15 protein-coding genes are annotated in these 16817 nt (G+C 42.4%); 11 read left to right on the top strand and 4 right to left on the bottom strand.

The annotated features are described in order from the left end of the window. Positions 1–9: 9 nt before the first annotated feature. On the top strand, positions 10–2184 hold the full coding sequence (locus tag AACM45_RS10920; protein ID WP_339142646.1) for an outer membrane protein assembly factor BamB family protein: 2175 nt from the start codon (positions 10–12) through the stop codon (positions 2182–2184). On the opposite strand, the gene AACM45_RS10915 is transcribed toward AACM45_RS10920, so the two are convergent. Together AACM45_RS10915 and AACM45_RS10910 are read right to left on the bottom strand one after the other, a co-directional pair. Continuing rightward, positions 2181–3221 (bottom strand): NADP(H)-dependent aldo-keto reductase, encoded by a 1041-nt coding sequence (locus AACM45_RS10915; protein WP_339142645.1) that lies wholly within the window; start codon positions 3219–3221, stop codon positions 2181–2183. The genes AACM45_RS10920 and AACM45_RS10915 overlap by 4 nt on opposite strands. A 66-nt stretch (positions 3222–3287) precedes the next feature. Next, entirely contained in the window at positions 3288–4049 is a 762-nt protein-coding gene (locus tag AACM45_RS10910; protein ID WP_339142644.1) for an exodeoxyribonuclease III, read from the bottom strand. A 106-nt stretch (positions 4050–4155) separates the two neighbouring features. Here AACM45_RS10910 and AACM45_RS10905 point away from each other — a divergent pair, with 106 nt between their 5' ends. The 7 genes from AACM45_RS10905 (at position 4156) to AACM45_RS10875 (ending at position 10231) form a co-directional block, all read left to right on the top strand. Then, positions 4156–4740, top strand: coding sequence for a DUF3575 domain-containing protein (locus AACM45_RS10905; protein ID WP_339142642.1), 585 nt, complete (start codon positions 4156–4158; stop codon positions 4738–4740). A 258-nt stretch (positions 4741–4998) separates the two neighbouring features. Next, entirely contained in the window at positions 4999–5547 is a 549-nt protein-coding gene (locus AACM45_RS10900; RefSeq protein ID WP_339142640.1) for a DUF3575 domain-containing protein, read from the top strand. 30 nt (positions 5548–5577) lie between these two features. Further along, positions 5578–7641 carry a TonB-dependent receptor family protein gene (locus AACM45_RS10895; RefSeq protein ID WP_339142638.1) on the top strand — a complete coding sequence of 688 codons (2064 nt, stop codon included), beginning with the start codon at positions 5578–5580 and terminating at the stop codon, positions 7639–7641. Between the two features lie 56 nt (positions 7642–7697). Continuing rightward, positions 7698–8282: a sugar O-acetyltransferase gene (locus AACM45_RS10890; protein ID WP_339142637.1), complete on the top strand. Its 585-nt coding sequence runs from the start codon at positions 7698–7700 to the stop codon at positions 8280–8282. A gap of 3 nt (positions 8283–8285) precedes the next feature. Further along, positions 8286–8633 (top strand): VOC family protein, encoded by a 348-nt coding sequence (locus AACM45_RS10885; RefSeq protein ID WP_339142636.1) that lies wholly within the window; start codon positions 8286–8288, stop codon positions 8631–8633. 76 nt (positions 8634–8709) lie between these two features. Further along, complete coding sequence (locus tag AACM45_RS10880; protein ID WP_339142634.1) at positions 8710–9288, top strand: Crp/Fnr family transcriptional regulator; 579 nt, start codon at positions 8710–8712, stop codon at positions 9286–9288. Between the two features lie 148 nt (positions 9289–9436). Continuing rightward, a complete protein-coding gene (locus tag AACM45_RS10875) occupies positions 9437–10231 on the top strand; it encodes an SMP-30/gluconolactonase/LRE family protein (RefSeq protein WP_339142632.1) in 795 nt (264 codons plus the stop codon). Positions 10232–10310: 79 nt separating this feature from the next. On the opposite strand, the gene AACM45_RS10870 is transcribed toward AACM45_RS10875, so the two are convergent. Together AACM45_RS10870 and rbsK are read right to left on the bottom strand one after the other, a co-directional pair. Next, on the bottom strand, positions 10311–11318 hold the full coding sequence (locus AACM45_RS10870) for a multidrug DMT transporter permease (protein WP_339142630.1): 1008 nt from the start codon (positions 11316–11318) through the stop codon (positions 10311–10313). 2 nt (positions 11319–11320) lie between these two features. Then, entirely contained in the window at positions 11321–12244 is a 924-nt protein-coding gene (rbsK, locus tag AACM45_RS10865; RefSeq protein WP_339142628.1) for a ribokinase, read from the bottom strand. A 111-nt stretch (positions 12245–12355) separates the two neighbouring features. On the opposite strand from rbsK, the gene AACM45_RS10860 reads away from it, so the two are divergent. The 3 genes from AACM45_RS10860 to AACM45_RS10850 are packed head-to-tail and all read left to right on the top strand — an operon-like array spanning position 12356 to position 16583. Further along, positions 12356–13357: a LacI family DNA-binding transcriptional regulator gene (locus AACM45_RS10860; protein ID WP_339142626.1), complete on the top strand. Its 1002-nt coding sequence runs from the start codon at positions 12356–12358 to the stop codon at positions 13355–13357. Next, entirely contained in the window at positions 13354–15360 is a 2007-nt protein-coding gene (locus tag AACM45_RS10855) for an FG-GAP repeat domain-containing protein (RefSeq protein ID WP_339142624.1), read from the top strand. Before AACM45_RS10860 ends, AACM45_RS10855 begins: the two co-directional genes overlap by 4 nt. A gap of 2 nt (positions 15361–15362) precedes the next feature. Next, on the top strand, positions 15363–16583 hold the full coding sequence (locus tag AACM45_RS10850; protein WP_339142623.1) for an FG-GAP repeat domain-containing protein: 1221 nt from the start codon (positions 15363–15365) through the stop codon (positions 16581–16583). Positions 16584–16817 lie beyond the last annotated feature (234 nt).

Here is a 16817-nt window from a genome sequence, read left to right as displayed (position 1 = left end):
CCAACTATCATGAAAACGTATTTTAAGCTAACCCTTTTGGGGTTATTTCTGGTATTATCTGCATGTGAAGAAAAAAACCTTGAACTAGTTACACAACCTGACTACGATAATTGGAATGACTATCTCGGTGATTCAGGCAGGTCGCATTTTAGCCGACTTACCCAAATCGACACCAATAATGTAAAGTCATTAAAACTGGCATGGAGCTATAATAGCGGGGGTCTTGAAGAAGGGCGAACAACACAGATACAGACCAATCCCATGATTATTGGTTCAACTTTGTATGGTGTGAATGCCACAATGGAACTGTTTGCTGTCGATGGGGCAACCGGATCGGAAATATGGAAATTCAAGCCACCCACAAAAGATAATACCGGTCTTGGGTTGAACCGAGGATTGAGTTTCTGGAACCCAAATTCAGAAATAGAGGAAGGTAGGTTGTTCTTTGCCTCAGGTTTTAAGGTCTATGCAGTATCAATTGAAACAGGCAAATCCATTACAAGTTTCGGCACCAACGGAAGTATTGATTTAAGGGAGGGCCTGGGTAGGGACCCTTCGAAATTAGCGGTTTACGCCAATACCCCTGGTGCAGTGCATGCCAATTTATTGATAATGGGTACCCGTGTTGGTGAAGGACCCGGTTCTTCCCCAGGGCATATTCGTGCTTATAATGTACTTACCGGTGAAATTGAATGGACATTCCATACCATTCCACAACCGGGGGAATTCGGTTATGACACCTGGCCCAAAGAAGGGTATAAAACCGTTGGTGGCGCCAATAGTTGGTCGGGTAATGCCATAGACCATGAAAGGGGCATTGTTTATTTTCCAACAGGTTCGGCTGCTTTTGATTGGTATGGAGGGGACCGACATGGCGAAAATCTTTTTGCCAATTCACTTTTAGCATTGGATGCCAAAACTGGTAAACGCATTTGGCATTACCAATTCGTACATCATGATTTATGGGACAGGGACCTACCGGCACCCCCAAATCTTTTTGAAATGAAACGTGATGGTGAGACCATACCAGCAGTTGCCCAAGTAACCAAAAGCGGTCATGTTTTTGTTTTTAATCGGGTTACTGGTGAGCCCTTGTTCCCTATTGACGAAAAAGCCTATCCCAATTCCAAGCTGGAGGGTGAAAAAGCACATCCAACACAACCTTTACCGACAAAACCTGCACCTTTCGCCAAACAAGTATTGACGAAAGAAGATTTGTATGCCCCAAATCAACCTGCCTTTGTTGATGATTTTATAGACAAAGACCAAAATAAGAATCCACCGACGGTGCTGGATAAATTCAAGCAAATTACCTCTAAAGGTCAGTTCATTCCCATTGACACTACCGGTGTCTTGCTGTACCCTGGTGCCGATGGAGGTGCGGAATGGGGAGGTGCGGCCATGCATCCCGAAAAAGGAATTATGTATGTCAACTCCAATGAGATGGCCTGGATCGTTCGTATGAAAAAAGTCGATTCCAACACCAAAGAAAAATCAAATCATAGTTCCGCACTTACCCAAATACATTGTGCACGATGCCATGGTGGGGAATTGCAGGGTCTCGGCGCCATACCTGAACTACAACATGTAAAAGCACGTTTTTCAGTAGACTCCATTCAAAGTATCATAAAAAATGGGAAAGGTGCCATGCCAGGGATGCCTAATCTATCTGAATCGGAACTAAAGGGAATAGCCAATTATATTTCAGGAATTCAAGAAGAAACCGATCATCGGGCTGAAGTGCCATCGGTAAAAGTACCTTACGCCGTCGCCGGTTTTGGCCGTTTTAAGGACAATAGGGGTTTTCCGGTCATGACGCCACCGTGGGGAACCCTAAATGCCATTGACTTGAATACCGGGGAATATCTTTGGAAAATTCCGTTAGGGCATGAAGAAGCATTAGATGACCCCAACCACCCCGTTTCCGGAATTGAAAATTATGGTGGGCCCGTAATCACCGCCAGCGGAGTACTATTTATCGCAGCCACCAAAGATGAAAAGTTTCGTGCGTTTCATATGCAGACAGGAAATCTATTGTGGGAAACCAATTTACCGGCAGGAGGTTATGCGACGCCTGCCACCTACGAGGTCAATGGCAAGCAATACGTGGTCATTGCCTGTGGCGGTGGTAAAATGGGAACATCTTCTGGGGATGAATATCGGGCCTACGCCCTGCCCGATTAAGGGGCCGGATTTGGAATTTCGTTATGGATTGCCTCGATACCGGTTAAGACCTCATCAGATAGTTCCACATTGATACTATCAATATTTTCCTTGAGCTGTTCCATAGTGGTGGCACCAATGATATTGCTGATAACAAAAGCCCTGGTGTTTACAAATGCCAGTGACATTTGTGCCAATGAAAGTCCATGCTCTTGGGCCAAATCAAAATACTTTTGAGTCGCCGCCATCGAATTTTCACTACTATAGCGATTGTAATTCGGAAAAAGGGTAACCCTCGCCTTACGTGGTTTATGACCTCCTAAATATTTACCGCTCAATACTCCGAAACCAAGTGGGGAATACGGCAATAGCCCTATTTTCTCACGAAGTGAGATTTCTGAAAGTCCGACTTCAAACAATCTATTCAACAAGCTATAAGGGTTTTGGATAGTGACCATTCTTGGCAGGTCTTGATGAACCTTGGCCTCTTCAATAAAACGCATGGTCCCCCAAGGGGTTTCATTCGATAACCCCACATGTCGAATTTTACCTTCTTGAACCAAATCACGCAGCGTCTCCAATACCTGATGGATGTTATCTTCCCAAAAATCGGGCGCATCGGTATTATAACCACGTTGCCCAAAGTAGTTCGTATTTCGTTCGGGCCAATGCAATTGATACAGGTCGATATAATCCGTTTCCAATCTTTTTAAGCTGCCTTCTACTGCCGTGATAATGGAATCTTTGCTAAAACCCGTGGTGCGTATGAACTTTGTAAAGTCAGCGGGACCGGCAATTTTTGATGCTAAAATGATTTTATCCCGATTACCTGTTTTTTTGAACCACTTGCCAATAATTTCCTCAGTTACCGCATACAACTCTTTCTTGGCAGGAACGGGGTATAGCTCTGCAGTATCAAAGAAGTTCACTCCTTGCTCAAAAGCATAATCCATTTGCCCATGCCCTTGTTCTATGGAATTTTGACGCCCCCAAGTCATTGTTCCCAAACAAATTTTACTTACACGAATACTGGTGTTTGGCAATCTAGTATACTTCATTGGTCAAGCTTATTAAAAAAATCAAATTTAAGGTATCTAAAGAGAATCCATCTTAAGACCGTGTTACTAATCCACTTCTAGAAGAATCGGACAGTGATCACTATGCTTTGCCTCTGATAGGATTACCGATCGCTTTAGTCGGTCTTTTAAAGATTCATTAACCATTCCATAATCCAATCGCCAGCCTTTGTTGTTGTTACGGGCATTGGCACGGTAGCTCCACCAGGTATAGTTATGTGGTTCTTTATTCAAATGTCGAAAACTATCTATAAACCCACTTTTTATAAAATTTCCGATCCATTCGCGCTCAACTGGTAAAAATCCAGAAACGTTTTTAAGTCCGACCGGATTATGGATATCAATGGCTTCGTGACAAATATTATAATCTCCGCAAACAATTAAATTTTCGCGTTCTTTGCGCAATCCATCTGCATACTTTTGAAAATCGGCCATGTATTTTAATTTAAATTCAAGCCTGTCCGTATTGGTGCCCGAGGGCAAATACATACTCATAATGGATAGATCTCCAAAATCTGCACGAATATTACGCCCTTCAAAATCCATATAATCGATTCCTGTGCCGTATTCGACATGGTCTGGCTCTTTTTTACAAAGAAGTGCTACGCCACTATATCCTTTCTTTTGGGCGCTGAACCAATAATGGTAATTGTACCCGGCGGCCTCAAATAAAGAGACATCTACCTGCTCTTTCATGGCTTTTATCTCTTGTAAGCAAATTACATCAGGCCCCACTGACTGCAACCATTCCACAAAACCCTTGTTCAAAGCGGCACGAATACCGTTGACATTGTAAGAAGCTATTTTCATGTTTTCTATCTTTAAAAAATGAAATTATAAAATCCAATAGTCTCTAGAGGTGTCCTTTATTCATTTTCTTTATCTTTTCGCAAAAAAAAAAAATTTAACCCTACCCATGAAAAAAATAGTTCTACTTATTCTTTTGGTAATTCCTGGGATAACGATTTTGGCTCAATCCAGTGATCAATCGACAACACTTGATGAGAAAAAGGATGAAATCAGAATCGATGCCATTGGTCTAATCGCATTCAAATACATCGACCTGACTTATGAAAACCTACTCAACGAAGAATCAGGATTGGGCATTAATCTTCAATTTACGTTGGACGGGGATCAATCAGAAAATGTAAATCGAATCCGTCGCTTTTCTTTGACACCCTTTTACCGACAGTATTTTTCAAGAAAGTATGCAAAAGGGTTCTTTGTCGAAGGATTTATGATGTATGCCGCTAATAGGGAATATGATTATGTAGATTTTATACAAGACCCTGTTACAGGTGAATTCATGGATGTTTATGAAAATATCGATTTTAATACCCTGGCCATAGGGGTTTCTGTAGGAGGAAAGTTCGTTACCAAACGAGGTTTTGTTGCCGAGGTCTTTTTAGGAATAGGGAGAAACCTTCTCGAAGTTCCTGAAAACAGTTTTATAAGTGAAATTGAGGTAAGGGGTGGAATAGCCCTCGGATATCGGTTTTAAAAAAAATATTCCATTCGGTTAATTGGGAATAGAAATTACGAAACTGGCAGCGTTGCTGCTTCGATTAGTATTTCAATGATGCCCGGCGACCTACTTATTTGTTTTTTTTGGCCGTCCCCCTCTTATTAGGCGACTTCTTTTTATTGGATGTCATTCTGGAATGGATTAGGGAATTTTTCATTTTGTTATCTTTTTAAAGATAAGCGCAGTATTGGCATCATAGTTGATGCTTCTTTTAACCAATCAAACTTTGAACCAATGAGAAAAAACACGCTTTTGCTTCTTGCTTTCCTATGTTTTTGTTTTGTCAATGCCCAAGATGATGATGCCAACGACGCCCCTGACAAACACGAATTGAAATTAAATGCTACCAACCTGATTATTTTTTCATATTTAGACGGGGCCTATGAATATTTGATCAATGAAGAATCTTCTTTCGGGGTGAACCTTTTGTACAGCCTCTCTGATGATGAGGTCTTGGATGAATACCGAACGTTCTCCATCACCCCCTACTATCGACAATATTTTTCAAAGAAATATGCCAAGGGTTTTTTTATCGAGGGTTTTGGAATGTTGAATTCCGGGGAAGATATTTTTATTGCCACCTTTGATGAAAATGGAGCTATTTCCGGCGATGAGGAGAATTATACCGATTTTGCGTTAGGGATTTCCGTAGGGGGTAAATTCGTTACCCCACGTGGTTTTGTAGTCGATCTATACCTAGGTATCGGGCGAAATCTTTTCAATTCAGACTTTGCCCCAGAACTTGTGGGCAGGGGCGGTGTTACGCTTGGCTATCGTTTTTAATATGTATTTTTGAGCCTATCACTTGTTTAGATGAAACACGTCTTTTGCCTAATGTGCCTCTTCGTGGCCACACTTCCTTTTTTTGCTCAAGAGAACGCCAAAGATTCCGTTACCACATTAGATGAAGTAGTGCTCTTGCAAGAGTTCATCAAAAAGAAAGCGGTAGGCATTACCCCTTCTTCAAGTTTGGGTATTGCTGATTTAGAACAATACAGCCCCATTGATTTTGCATCAGGACTCAATGAGATCTCAGGTCTCTATGTGCTCTCTGGCGCATTGAATACCAACCGTATCACTATACGTGGTGTTGGTGCAAGAACCCCTTTTGGTACCGATAAACTTCGCATGTATTTTAACGGTATACCGGTCACCAATGGTACCGGTGTATCTGCAATTGAGGCCTATGATTTTGAGAATATGGGGCGTATAGAGGTCGTCAAGGGACCAAAAGGTACTTCGCTGGGCGCCAATTTAGGCGGTGTAATACTTTTAAACACTAAACCCCCAGAGGTAGGAAACACGTTTTTAAACAATACCCTTACTTTTGGTTCTTTCAATCTTATAAAAGATAACCTGTCCTTTAGGCATTCTGAAAAAGGGTTCAATCTTAATTTGAGTTATAATTATTTAGAAACGGATGGTTTTCGTCAAAACAATGGTTTTGAACGTGATGGCTTTCTTTTGACCTCATCGGTAAAATTATATCCAAAAGGGAAACTGGACTTTTTGGTGAATTATATTGATTACACCGCAAGTATCCCCAGCTCGATAAACCAAACCGATTTTAGGGAAGACCCCAGAAGGGCCGCGGCAAACTGGTTGGCCGCCCGCGGTTTTGAGGCCAACAAATATACCTTGGCAGGTGTGTCGTACAGCCATTTCTTCAATACTGGATTAAAAACGACCACCAGTGTCTTTTACACGTATTTAGACCACTACGAACCGCGACCTTTCAATATTTTGGATGAATTCACGAATGGTTTTGGTTTTAGGTCGATTTTAGAGGGAACCGTTTTTCAGGGGAATTTCACTATCGGTGCTGAACTTTATAAAGACGAATACAATTGGCGAACTTTTATGAATCAGTTTCGTGATAATGATGGCAATGGTAGTCTACAGGGTGCACAATTAAGCGACAATAAGGAATTTCGATCACAATTGAACCTTTTCGGCACCTACAACTATCGATTGACCCCAAAATTTACCATTCAAGCAGGTTTGGCATTTAACCAAACAACTTTTGATTTCAGGGACCTGTTCAATGCAGGTGTGGAGAACACTTCGGCACAACGGGATTTTGACCCCATACTTTTACCTAGTTTAGGCTTGGATTATCGCTTCAAGAAAGGAAACCTATATGCCAATATCGGACGGGGATTTTCGAACCCCGGATTGGAAGAAACACTGACACCTGACGGGGTTATCAATCCGGAAATTGAGCAAGAAAAAGGAATCAATTATGAAATTGGCGGTCGCTTTTTACTTTTCAACGGCCATCTAAGCCTGAATGCAGCTGCATACCAAATGGACATTACCGATTTATTGGTGGCACAACGTATCGATGAAGATCAATTTATTGGTCGAAATGCCGGCGAGACCAGACACCAAGGCATCGAATTGGACGTAAGGTACCGACAGAAAATCAGCAGTAATTGGTTATTGATACCTCGTTTAAGCTACAGTTACAGCAACCATCGTTTTATCGATTTTGTAGATGGTGAAAACGATTTTTCCGGCAATGCTTTGGCCGGGGTTCCAAGACACCGCATCAATTCTGGTATCGCATTAAGAAACGGGCGAAATTTCGTTTTTAATATCACCCATCAATTTGTAGATGAAATTTTACTGAATGATGCCAACACCTTAAGTAGTGATTCCTTTACTATTTTTAATCTTTCTACGCGATATCAATTTGATCTGTCACAAAAGTTCAAGGTCGGTCTCAATTTTGGTTTGAACAATCTCTTGAACACCAACTATGCACAATCCGTTTTAATCAATGCCGTTGGTTTTGGGGGTGCGGAACCACGCTATTTTTATCCTGGTAATGCACGAAATTATTTTGCTGGTATTCGGGCTGCATATACCTTTTAAATTCATTTTCAGAAAGAGGGGCATTACGTACGAATCATGTATCTTTATTTTTATCAATGGAAAATTTGGTGACAGAGAAAGAAAAAATGCTTCAAGGGCTACCCTATGATTCAAGAGACACTGGGTTACTCCGGCAATATCATAAGGCCAGGGCTTTGCTCAAATCATACAACAATCTTGATTCAAAAGCACTTGAAGAACGCTCGAGAATTTTAGGTGCCTTGTTTGAGCATATTGAAAAAGGAGTTTGGATCGAGGCCCCTTTCTTTTGTGATTACGGTGAACATATCTCAATTGGCGAGAATACCTTCATCAATGCCAATTGCATGTTTATTGACAATAATAAGATCAATATTGGTAAGAACGGATTGATTGCACCTTACGTTCAGATCTATACTGCCCAACATCCCCTTAAAGCAACGGAGCGGATAGTAAAAACAGGGGATGGTACACGATATTTGACATCTACCAAACCCGTTACCATTGGTGATAATGTTTGGATCGGTGGAAATTCGATTATTTGCCCAGGGGTCACTATCGGAGACAACGTCACCATTGGCGCAGGCAGTGTCGTCACCAGAAATATTCCTGATAATGTACTGGCTTTTGGCAACCCCTGTAAAGTTCAAAAACAACTCTAAATTATGGGAAAGACCCCTATAAATTATATTGAATTTAAGTCTACGGACCTTCAAATCACAAAAACATTTTATTCCAGCGTTTTTGGTTGGTCATTTACCGATTATGGGGCAACCTATACCGCATTTACCGACAGCGGGGTCGAGGGTGGTTTTGAATTGACGAATGAGCCTATTACAAATGGGGTTTTGGTAGTATTGCACCATACAGATCTTGAAGTCATTAAAGAGCGGGTAATCGCGGCAGGAGCTACCATCTCAGTAGATATCTTTACATTTCCCGGTGGCAGTCGATTTCAATTTTTGGATCCCTCTGGTAATGAACTGGCCATTTGGTGTGAGTCACGGTCTTGATGCTTCCCTTAAAGATTGAGGCAATATCTTTCCTAATTTAATTTCTTTGAAAAAGGGTTTTTAGTACCTTTCAATCATGCATCCGTTGCACGAACATATCAATCGGCAAATCAAGCTCAGCAATGCGGATTTCGATACCCTTATAGGGTATTTTAAAACAGTACATTTCAATAAAGGAGATCAAATAATCCTCCCACAACAATCAGTAACACATCAGTATTTTGTATTGAAAGGTTGTCTGAGAACCTTTTTGCTTGACGCGAACGGAAAGGAACATACCATTCAGTTTGCCATTGAGAACTGGTGGGTCAGCGATTACATTGCCTATTACAAAAATACCGATGCCGTGTTGACGGTGGAATGTATAGAAGACTGTGCACTTTTAAAGATAGACCAAGCCGATATTCATGTGCTTTTTGACCAAGTACCCCTTGTAGAGCGCTTTTTCAGATTACAATTAGAGAACGCCTTTGTGGCCTTTCAAACAAGAATACTTTCCAATCTACGTGAGACGGCTGAAAAAAGATATCTGCTATTCATCAAGGCTTATCCTGACATTGAGCAAAGGGTCAAAAATTATCAAATCGCTTCTTTTTTGGGCGTCACACCTGAAAGTTTGAGCAGACTTCGAAAGCAAAGCATAGCTTCCAAATAATAGCCTTCAGTCCTTTTCTTATCATAGGTCAATTTCAGCTTAGGAAAGCGCACCTAATTTTGGCCATTATTTAATAGAAAAAAAAATGAAAAAAATCGGTTTATTTAGTTTAGTACTATTCCTGTCCTTCTTTTCAAACGCTCAAAAGATGGAAAAAATATGGGAAACATCGGGTTTGGAGGTTCCTGAATCCATAGTACATTACCAGGGTCATTATTACGTCTCGAACGTGGCGGGGCAACCAGCCGAAAAAAATGGTTTGGGCTATATCTCTAAAATTTCGGAAAACGGTGAGATCGTTGTCCAAAAATGGGCTGTTGGTTTTAATGCTCCGAAAGGATTGGGTATTCATGGTTCGGAAATGTTCGTAGCCGATGTAGACGTGGTTGCCATTGTAGATATGAATACCGGTAAAATCAAGAAAAAACTGCATGCAGAAAGCGCTACTTTTCTAAATGACATTGAAATTTCAAGCAGTGGAGATGTATATGTTACGGACACTTTTGGTGGTAACGCCATTTATAAAGTAAGTGAAGGGACAATTTCATTACTACTTAAAAGTGAAGGATTGAATTACCCTAACGGATTGTTATTGGAGGGTGACAACCTTTATGTTTCGACTTGGGGCGTCGTCACCAACCCTGAAACTTTTGAAACCGAGGTTCCCGGAAAATTAGTACGGGTCGATTTAAAAACAAAAGAATTAAAAGACATTTCGACGTCTTTTGGTAATCTCGATGGTCTGGCCAGGTTTGGGGATTCCTTTTTAGTTTCTGACTGGATTGCCGGGGGTCTGCTTGCTATCGATACACAGGGCAATGTAAATGAGTTGTTGGATCTAGCACCTGGATCTGCCGATATTTTTTACGAAGAGGGGAGTAACCTTGTTCTGGTTCCTGAGATGATCGAAGGTAAGTTAAGTGCCTATAAAATCAAAGATTGAGAAAACCCCATAGGTTTAACGGAGGCATGAACCAATAGGTTCATGCCTCCGTGTTTTATTACATTGATTAAAACCAAGGTCAAACGAGCAGTCTTGAATACACGATACAGGCCAAGCCCGCTATAAATAGTAAAAACATCAATGCGATAAGGGTATTGGTTCCCTTGGGTGCATTTTTAAACTCCTTCCAAACAAAAACGCCCCAAGCTGCCGCAACCATAGTGGCCCCTTGACCTAAGCCGTACGAGATGGCAAAGCCCGCTTTTTCTGAGGCTATCATGCTTAAGGCCATCCCAATTCCCCAAATAATTCCACCTAAAATACCAATAGCGTGTAGTTTAGGCGTGCCCAAACTAATATAATCGGCATAGATTACCCGTTTGCCTTGAATAGGTCGATACATGAACCAACTGTTCCATAAAAAGTTGGAAATAAAGATTCCGATGGAAAAAATAAATACTGCGCTATATGGTGTAAAGAGACCAGCTTCAGGATTTATAAAATCGGTGGAGACCGAAGCAGCCACAAATCGAAAAAAGAATCCCATTAATATTCCTCCAGCAACCGATAACAACAACCCTTTTGCTACGGAAGTATTTTTTTGATTGGGCAATCGGCGGTAAATGATCGCATCTAAAACGATGGCCACTACAACCAAGGCAACCCCTAAAAATAATAACAATGGATCTCCAACAGGGTTGGCAACGTAATTGACCACGACCCCCAACACCAATGCGATTCCGATGCCGACGGGAAACGCAACGGCCATACCGGCTATCGAAATGGCAGCTACAATCAACAGGTTGGCAATATTGAATACTACACCTCCTATAAATGCCGAAACGTAGGCATTTTGACTTCCTTGACTAAGATCGTCCATAAAACCACGTCCAAACTCCCCATTACTGCCTAAGGTCAGCCCAAAAATCAAGGTCAAGAGTACTATTCCAATAACATAGTCCCAATAAAAAAGGGGAAAGGTCCATGACTTTGAAGCGAGTTTTTGGGTGTTGGCCCAAGAGCCCCAACACAACATGGTTATAATGCAAAGCACGACGGCCAACGCATAGGTAGCTGGTATAAACATGATTATTCGGTTTTAGTTGGTATTTCGATATCCTTTCTTGAAGGGGCCGAGGTTTGTGCCCCTAAAATTCCGACAGCATACGCAGCGGCCTTATTGGCAAATTCGACGGCGGACTTCAGGTCTTTTCCCTCAGATAGTGCAACCACCAGTGCGCCATTGAAGGTATCTCCAGCGGCGGTGGTGTCTACCACCTTGACTTTCTGCGAAGGTACAAGTTCGGCCAGCTCATCAGAAAGTACAAAGGCTCCCTGGCTACCCATGGTAATGATGACGATACCCACCCCTTTTTGCCTTAAAATGGTTGCAGCTGTCATTGCAGAGGTTTCATCAACGACTTTTACCCCACTTAATAATTCTGCCTCGATTTCGTTCGGTGTCAGCATGTGCAATGAGGCCAATAAGGTATCAGAAAGCGGCTGCGCAGGTGCCGGATTCAAAATCAACTTCAATTGATTTTCCCGGGCGAATTCCCCCAAATATTCAACAGTGGCCAATGGTGTCTCTAATTGGGTCAAAATAAAAGCGCTGTTCTTTAATGCCTCTTTTGCAGGTTGCAGATGGTTTTTGCCCAACGTATTATTGGCCCCCAAAGCGACCGAAATGGAATTCTCCCCTTTTTCATCGACCATGATAAGGGCCACCCCAGAAGCTTCTTTTTCATCTTGGGTTATAAACCTAGTATCGATACCGTGTTTTTCAAAACCCTTGATCGCTTGTTTTCCGAAAAGGTCATTACCGACCCGCGAGATGAAAATGACATCACCTTGCAACCGCGCCGCGGCCACGGCCTGATTTGCGCCTTTTCCTCCAGGGTTCATGGTGAACTTTCCTCCTAGAACCGTTTCCCCAGGAAGTGGCAAATGATTGGATTTCAATACCATATCCGTATTGCTACTTCCAACGACCACAATTTTTTGCTGTTCCATTTTACTAATTGCGAATAAACATATAGATTTGCACAATCGATTGCGCAATTTAAGGATTAAAATCCCATCCACCAAGTTTCCAAAAAATAGGCGCGTACAACACCATCGGCAATGACCATAAAAGAACTCGCCCAAGAATTGGAGATGTCAACCACAACGGTTTCCCGTGTGCTTACCGGGCAAGGGAAAAAATATCGTATCAGCGAGAAAACTGCCCAAAGAGTACGTGAGGTGGCCAGCAAGGTGGATTTTGCCCCTAACCAAATCGCACGAAACCTTCGTTTGCAGAAGACCAACACCATTGGTTTGATTATTCCCAACATTAGCAATCCCTTCTTTGCGAACTTGGCAAGAACCGTGGAAGAAGGGCTGCGCAAACGTGGAAAAATGGTTTTGCTTTGCGATACCAAAGATGATACTACGCTAGAAAAAGAGGCTATAGAACTGTTGTTGGCTCGAAAAGTTGATGGCCTCTTGATAGCGCCTATCGGAGAGAAATGGGAGCATTTAAAAAATAACGTAGACATTCCGCTGGTATTGATCGACCGTTATTTTGAGAATAACGACTTTGCTTATGTAACGACCGACAACTACCAAGGGGCTTATGATGCCACTTCGTTTCTTATCGCTAAAGGACATCAAAACATTGCATGTATTCAAGGTCTAATCAATACTTCCCCGAATAAAAACAGGATACGGGGTGTTATACAGGCATTGGACGACCATGACATTTCCCATCAAGAGCTATCCATTTTAGGAACGAATTATAGTGCGGAAAATGGTTACGAATCGACCCAATTGTTACTTCAAAAAGCAATACGGCCTACGGCCATCTTTGCCTTGAACAACCAAATTGCACTAGGCGCCATGAAAGCCATCAATGAGGCCCGATTGAACATTCCCGAAGACATTTCATTGATCTCTTTCGACGAACAATACTATTTTGAACTCTTGTCCCCCCCGCTTTCCTCAGTGAAACAACCTATGGAAGGTATTGGTAAAACGGCCGTAGCTACCTTGTTCGACCTTTTGGAAGGGAAAAAAGTAACCAGTAGCAAACTCATACCTAGCCTTATTGAAAGGGCGTCGGTCAAAAACATTTCCAAGTCATGAGAAAGTCCATACTATTCTTCACTTGGTTTTTCGTAGCGGGTTCTCTTGCCGCTCAAGAATTTACCTATACCCCGCTGGACAGTACGAAACAAAAATGGGGCGATTGGAACGAACCGGAGTGGCTACGCTATTTTGGTCTGGATGCCGGTGATGTAAATAACGATGGACTATTGGACATCGTTTCAGGAAGGTACATTTACCATCAACCACAACAAGGTGTTACAGAACCCTGGGTTCGGACCGTACTTGATGACAATAGTGATGGTATCTTTATTATGGATGTTGATGGGGATGCCTATGCGGACATTATTGCACAGGCCCTGCCCAACATCTATTGGTACGAAGCCATAAATCTTGCCGGAACAAGGTATACGCGAAAGAAAATCGCCGAAGTACCGGCTACCTCACATGTGAACAGTCAAGGCTTTGAAAAAGCCCAGATTGTCCCAGGTGGAAAGGAAGAACTCTTAATCGCCGGCAATGGTAACGTATACCTTATCACCATACCTGAAAATACCGATGGTAACGGTTTATGGCCTACCGATTTGATTGGGGCCAATACCTCTGATGAAGGTATCGGCGTTGGGGACGTTGATGGGGATGGGGACCTGGACATTGCTTGCGGCAGACGGCCAGAGGGCGAAGGCGAACCCAAGATTTTGGTCTGGTTTGAAAATGAGGAAAAGCATGATGCCCCGTGGAAGGCCCATGAAATCGGTACGACCGAACATCCAATCGATCGCGTGAAAACGGGGGATTTAGATGGTGATGGCAGCCTTGAGATCATTATAGCGGAAGAACGTTATCCAGGACTCAAACCCGATAGCAATATCATCTGGTTTACCCGAGGCCAGGATACCGAAAATCCATGGTCGGCACATACCCTGACCACCCAATATTCAAGTAATAACCTAGACCTTTTGGATATGGATACCGATGGGGATTTAGACATTCTAACCGCAGAACATAAGGGTGGACTATTGGAACTGCAGCTCTGGTCGAATGACGGAACCGCTTCCTTTTCAAAAACCGTTTTGGATACCGGAAAGGAAAACCACTTGGGTGCGAAAACCTTTGATATCGATAATGATGGGGATTTGGACATTATCGGCGCAGCATGGGATAATTACCGATGGATGCACCTTTGGACCAATCAAGCCCACACTCCAAAAAAAAGCGCACCACAACCACGATCAACCGAGGTCAAGCCTAAAGACAGCATTGTTACCCAATACCAAGGCAAAGACCATTTTGTCATCAAGACCAAAAATATAACTTACTACTACGATATCGTCGGGGGTGGCTTTTCGAGAATGATCGACACCTATGGCAACGACTGGATTGCCTTTAAACAACTTACTTCCGATTATCCCCAAGGTGCCGCCGGAACCTTTCGGGGGCTACCCAATTTAGTCTATCAAGGTGACGACAACGGTGCGGGCCACCCAGGTTTTGACCGATGCCATTCATGGTTTGAAAACGGAATACTCTATTCTGAATCGAAAAACAAAAAATGGAAATGGCGGTGGACGTTTCACGATGATCATGCTGAATTGGAGGTTTTAAAAGCCGACCCATCACGCAACTATTGGTTTTTATATGAAGGCACCCCGGGTGGAAAATTCAATCCCAGTTCGTATTACTACGGTTCCAATGTCCATAAAAAAAGCCTCGACACCCCTGATTTTTATAATGGAAAAGCCAGATTTCAACCCTTGCAATGGGTTTATGTAGGGGCACAAAATCTTGACGTCACCTTTTACATGCTACACAAAACCGATACGCCACAAAAAGGACTCATTTCTTATTTGGGCAATAGTGATGCTGGCGTCGATAGCAAAGATGGTATGACCGTTTTTGGTTTTGGTCGTGGCGAAGCGACCGACCCATTGCTTTCAGGACAACAAAAATTCATTATAGGCCTCTATCCTAAAGAAATCAAAGACGAAAAACAACATCATATTTTTTCTGATTTTTTGACCACACGTTTTATCCATAAATGACTATGAAGACACCACGACTATATCTCGTTATATTAGGCCTTATTTCAATGGGCTTAAGCTGTAAGGAACAAAAGAAAGAATCTTCAATACCAAATGCCACGGCACCCAAGGTACTTGCATTTGAGCAAACCACGATTGCCGATTCCCTAACGTTTTTATGGGCCCATGCCCCAGTTGACCTCACTGGTGATGGCATTGCCGATCTACTTTTTATAGATAACAATGGCTTCGGTGGAAAACTAGGGTATTACAAAGGGCAAAAAGAGCAGGGCCTGTGGACAAAAGTCCTTATTGATATACCTGAGGAACTCGCCATGGGTGATATTGAAGCCGCCGATATGGATAATGACGGGGATCTTGATATCGTAGCCGCAAAACACAGTGGGGAATGGGAGGCTGCCAATGAACCCTCATCGGTTTTTTGGTTCGAAAACCCCAGTTGGGAAGAACACTTTATTGGTGAAGCACCAAATTTCATTAAGGATCTAAGTATTTCCGATTTCAACAATGATGGCAGTATGGACATTGCCACCTTATGTTTTGAAACCAACAGTTTACGTATTTTTCAACAAAATTCTGCTGATGATTGGGTAATGGTGCAAGAATATGCGGATTATGGCAACCTCCATGAAGGTATGCATGTCGGGGATGTCGATGGTGACGGCTTTACGGATATCGTCGCTGGGGCACATTTGTTTTATAGTCCTGGAACGGATTTAAGCACTACTTGGAAAACCGATACAATAGATGGAAAATGGAATGACCAAACAGGGGATTGGTCAAGAAACGGCACCAAGATCTTCTTAAGGGATTTAGATGGCGATGAAAAAAGCGAAGTATTCATAAGTCATTCCGAACGTGCAGGTTTTCCGCTTTCCCGTTATACAAATAAAAATGGTGTATGGAACGAACAGGTGCTTGCCGATAGTATTGTTGCCTGTCATACGCTTCAGGTCTTCGATTTTGACTTGGATGGGGATTATGACGTATTGGCCGGGGTCAATAAATCACGGGCGCAGGGCCTCGAATATGACACCTTTCCGGTCACGATTTTTCTGGCCAATGAAAATCATTCGCAGTGGAAGCCTTTACTACTTTCTGAAGAAGGTATCTATAACGGTCAGGTAGTGGATTATGACAACGACGGGGATTTGGATATCTTCAGGTATCAGACCCACGACGCTACGACCTATCAGTTATTGAAAAACACCCTAAATAATTGATTATTAGCGTAAAAAATTACTTGTTTTCCAGTCTTTGATTTGGTTTTTCCAATGGAATTGTTTCTTAGATGGCGATGTGAACGGGACGGGGTCCTTTAAGATTGGAAAATTCCAAATCATGAAATACGTTTTTAAGGCATTTCCATGGGTTTCATTCACCATGGATATACAACGAAATAGGTTCATCACTACGGGAAATCGAATAGTATATTCAGAACATCTTGAGAAATAGTA

Source organism: Croceitalea sp. MTPC5, assembly GCF_036985505.1.
Taxonomy (GTDB): Bacteria; Bacteroidota; Bacteroidia; order Flavobacteriales; family Flavobacteriaceae; genus Croceitalea.
This window is presented reverse-complemented; position numbering and strand designations above follow the sequence as displayed.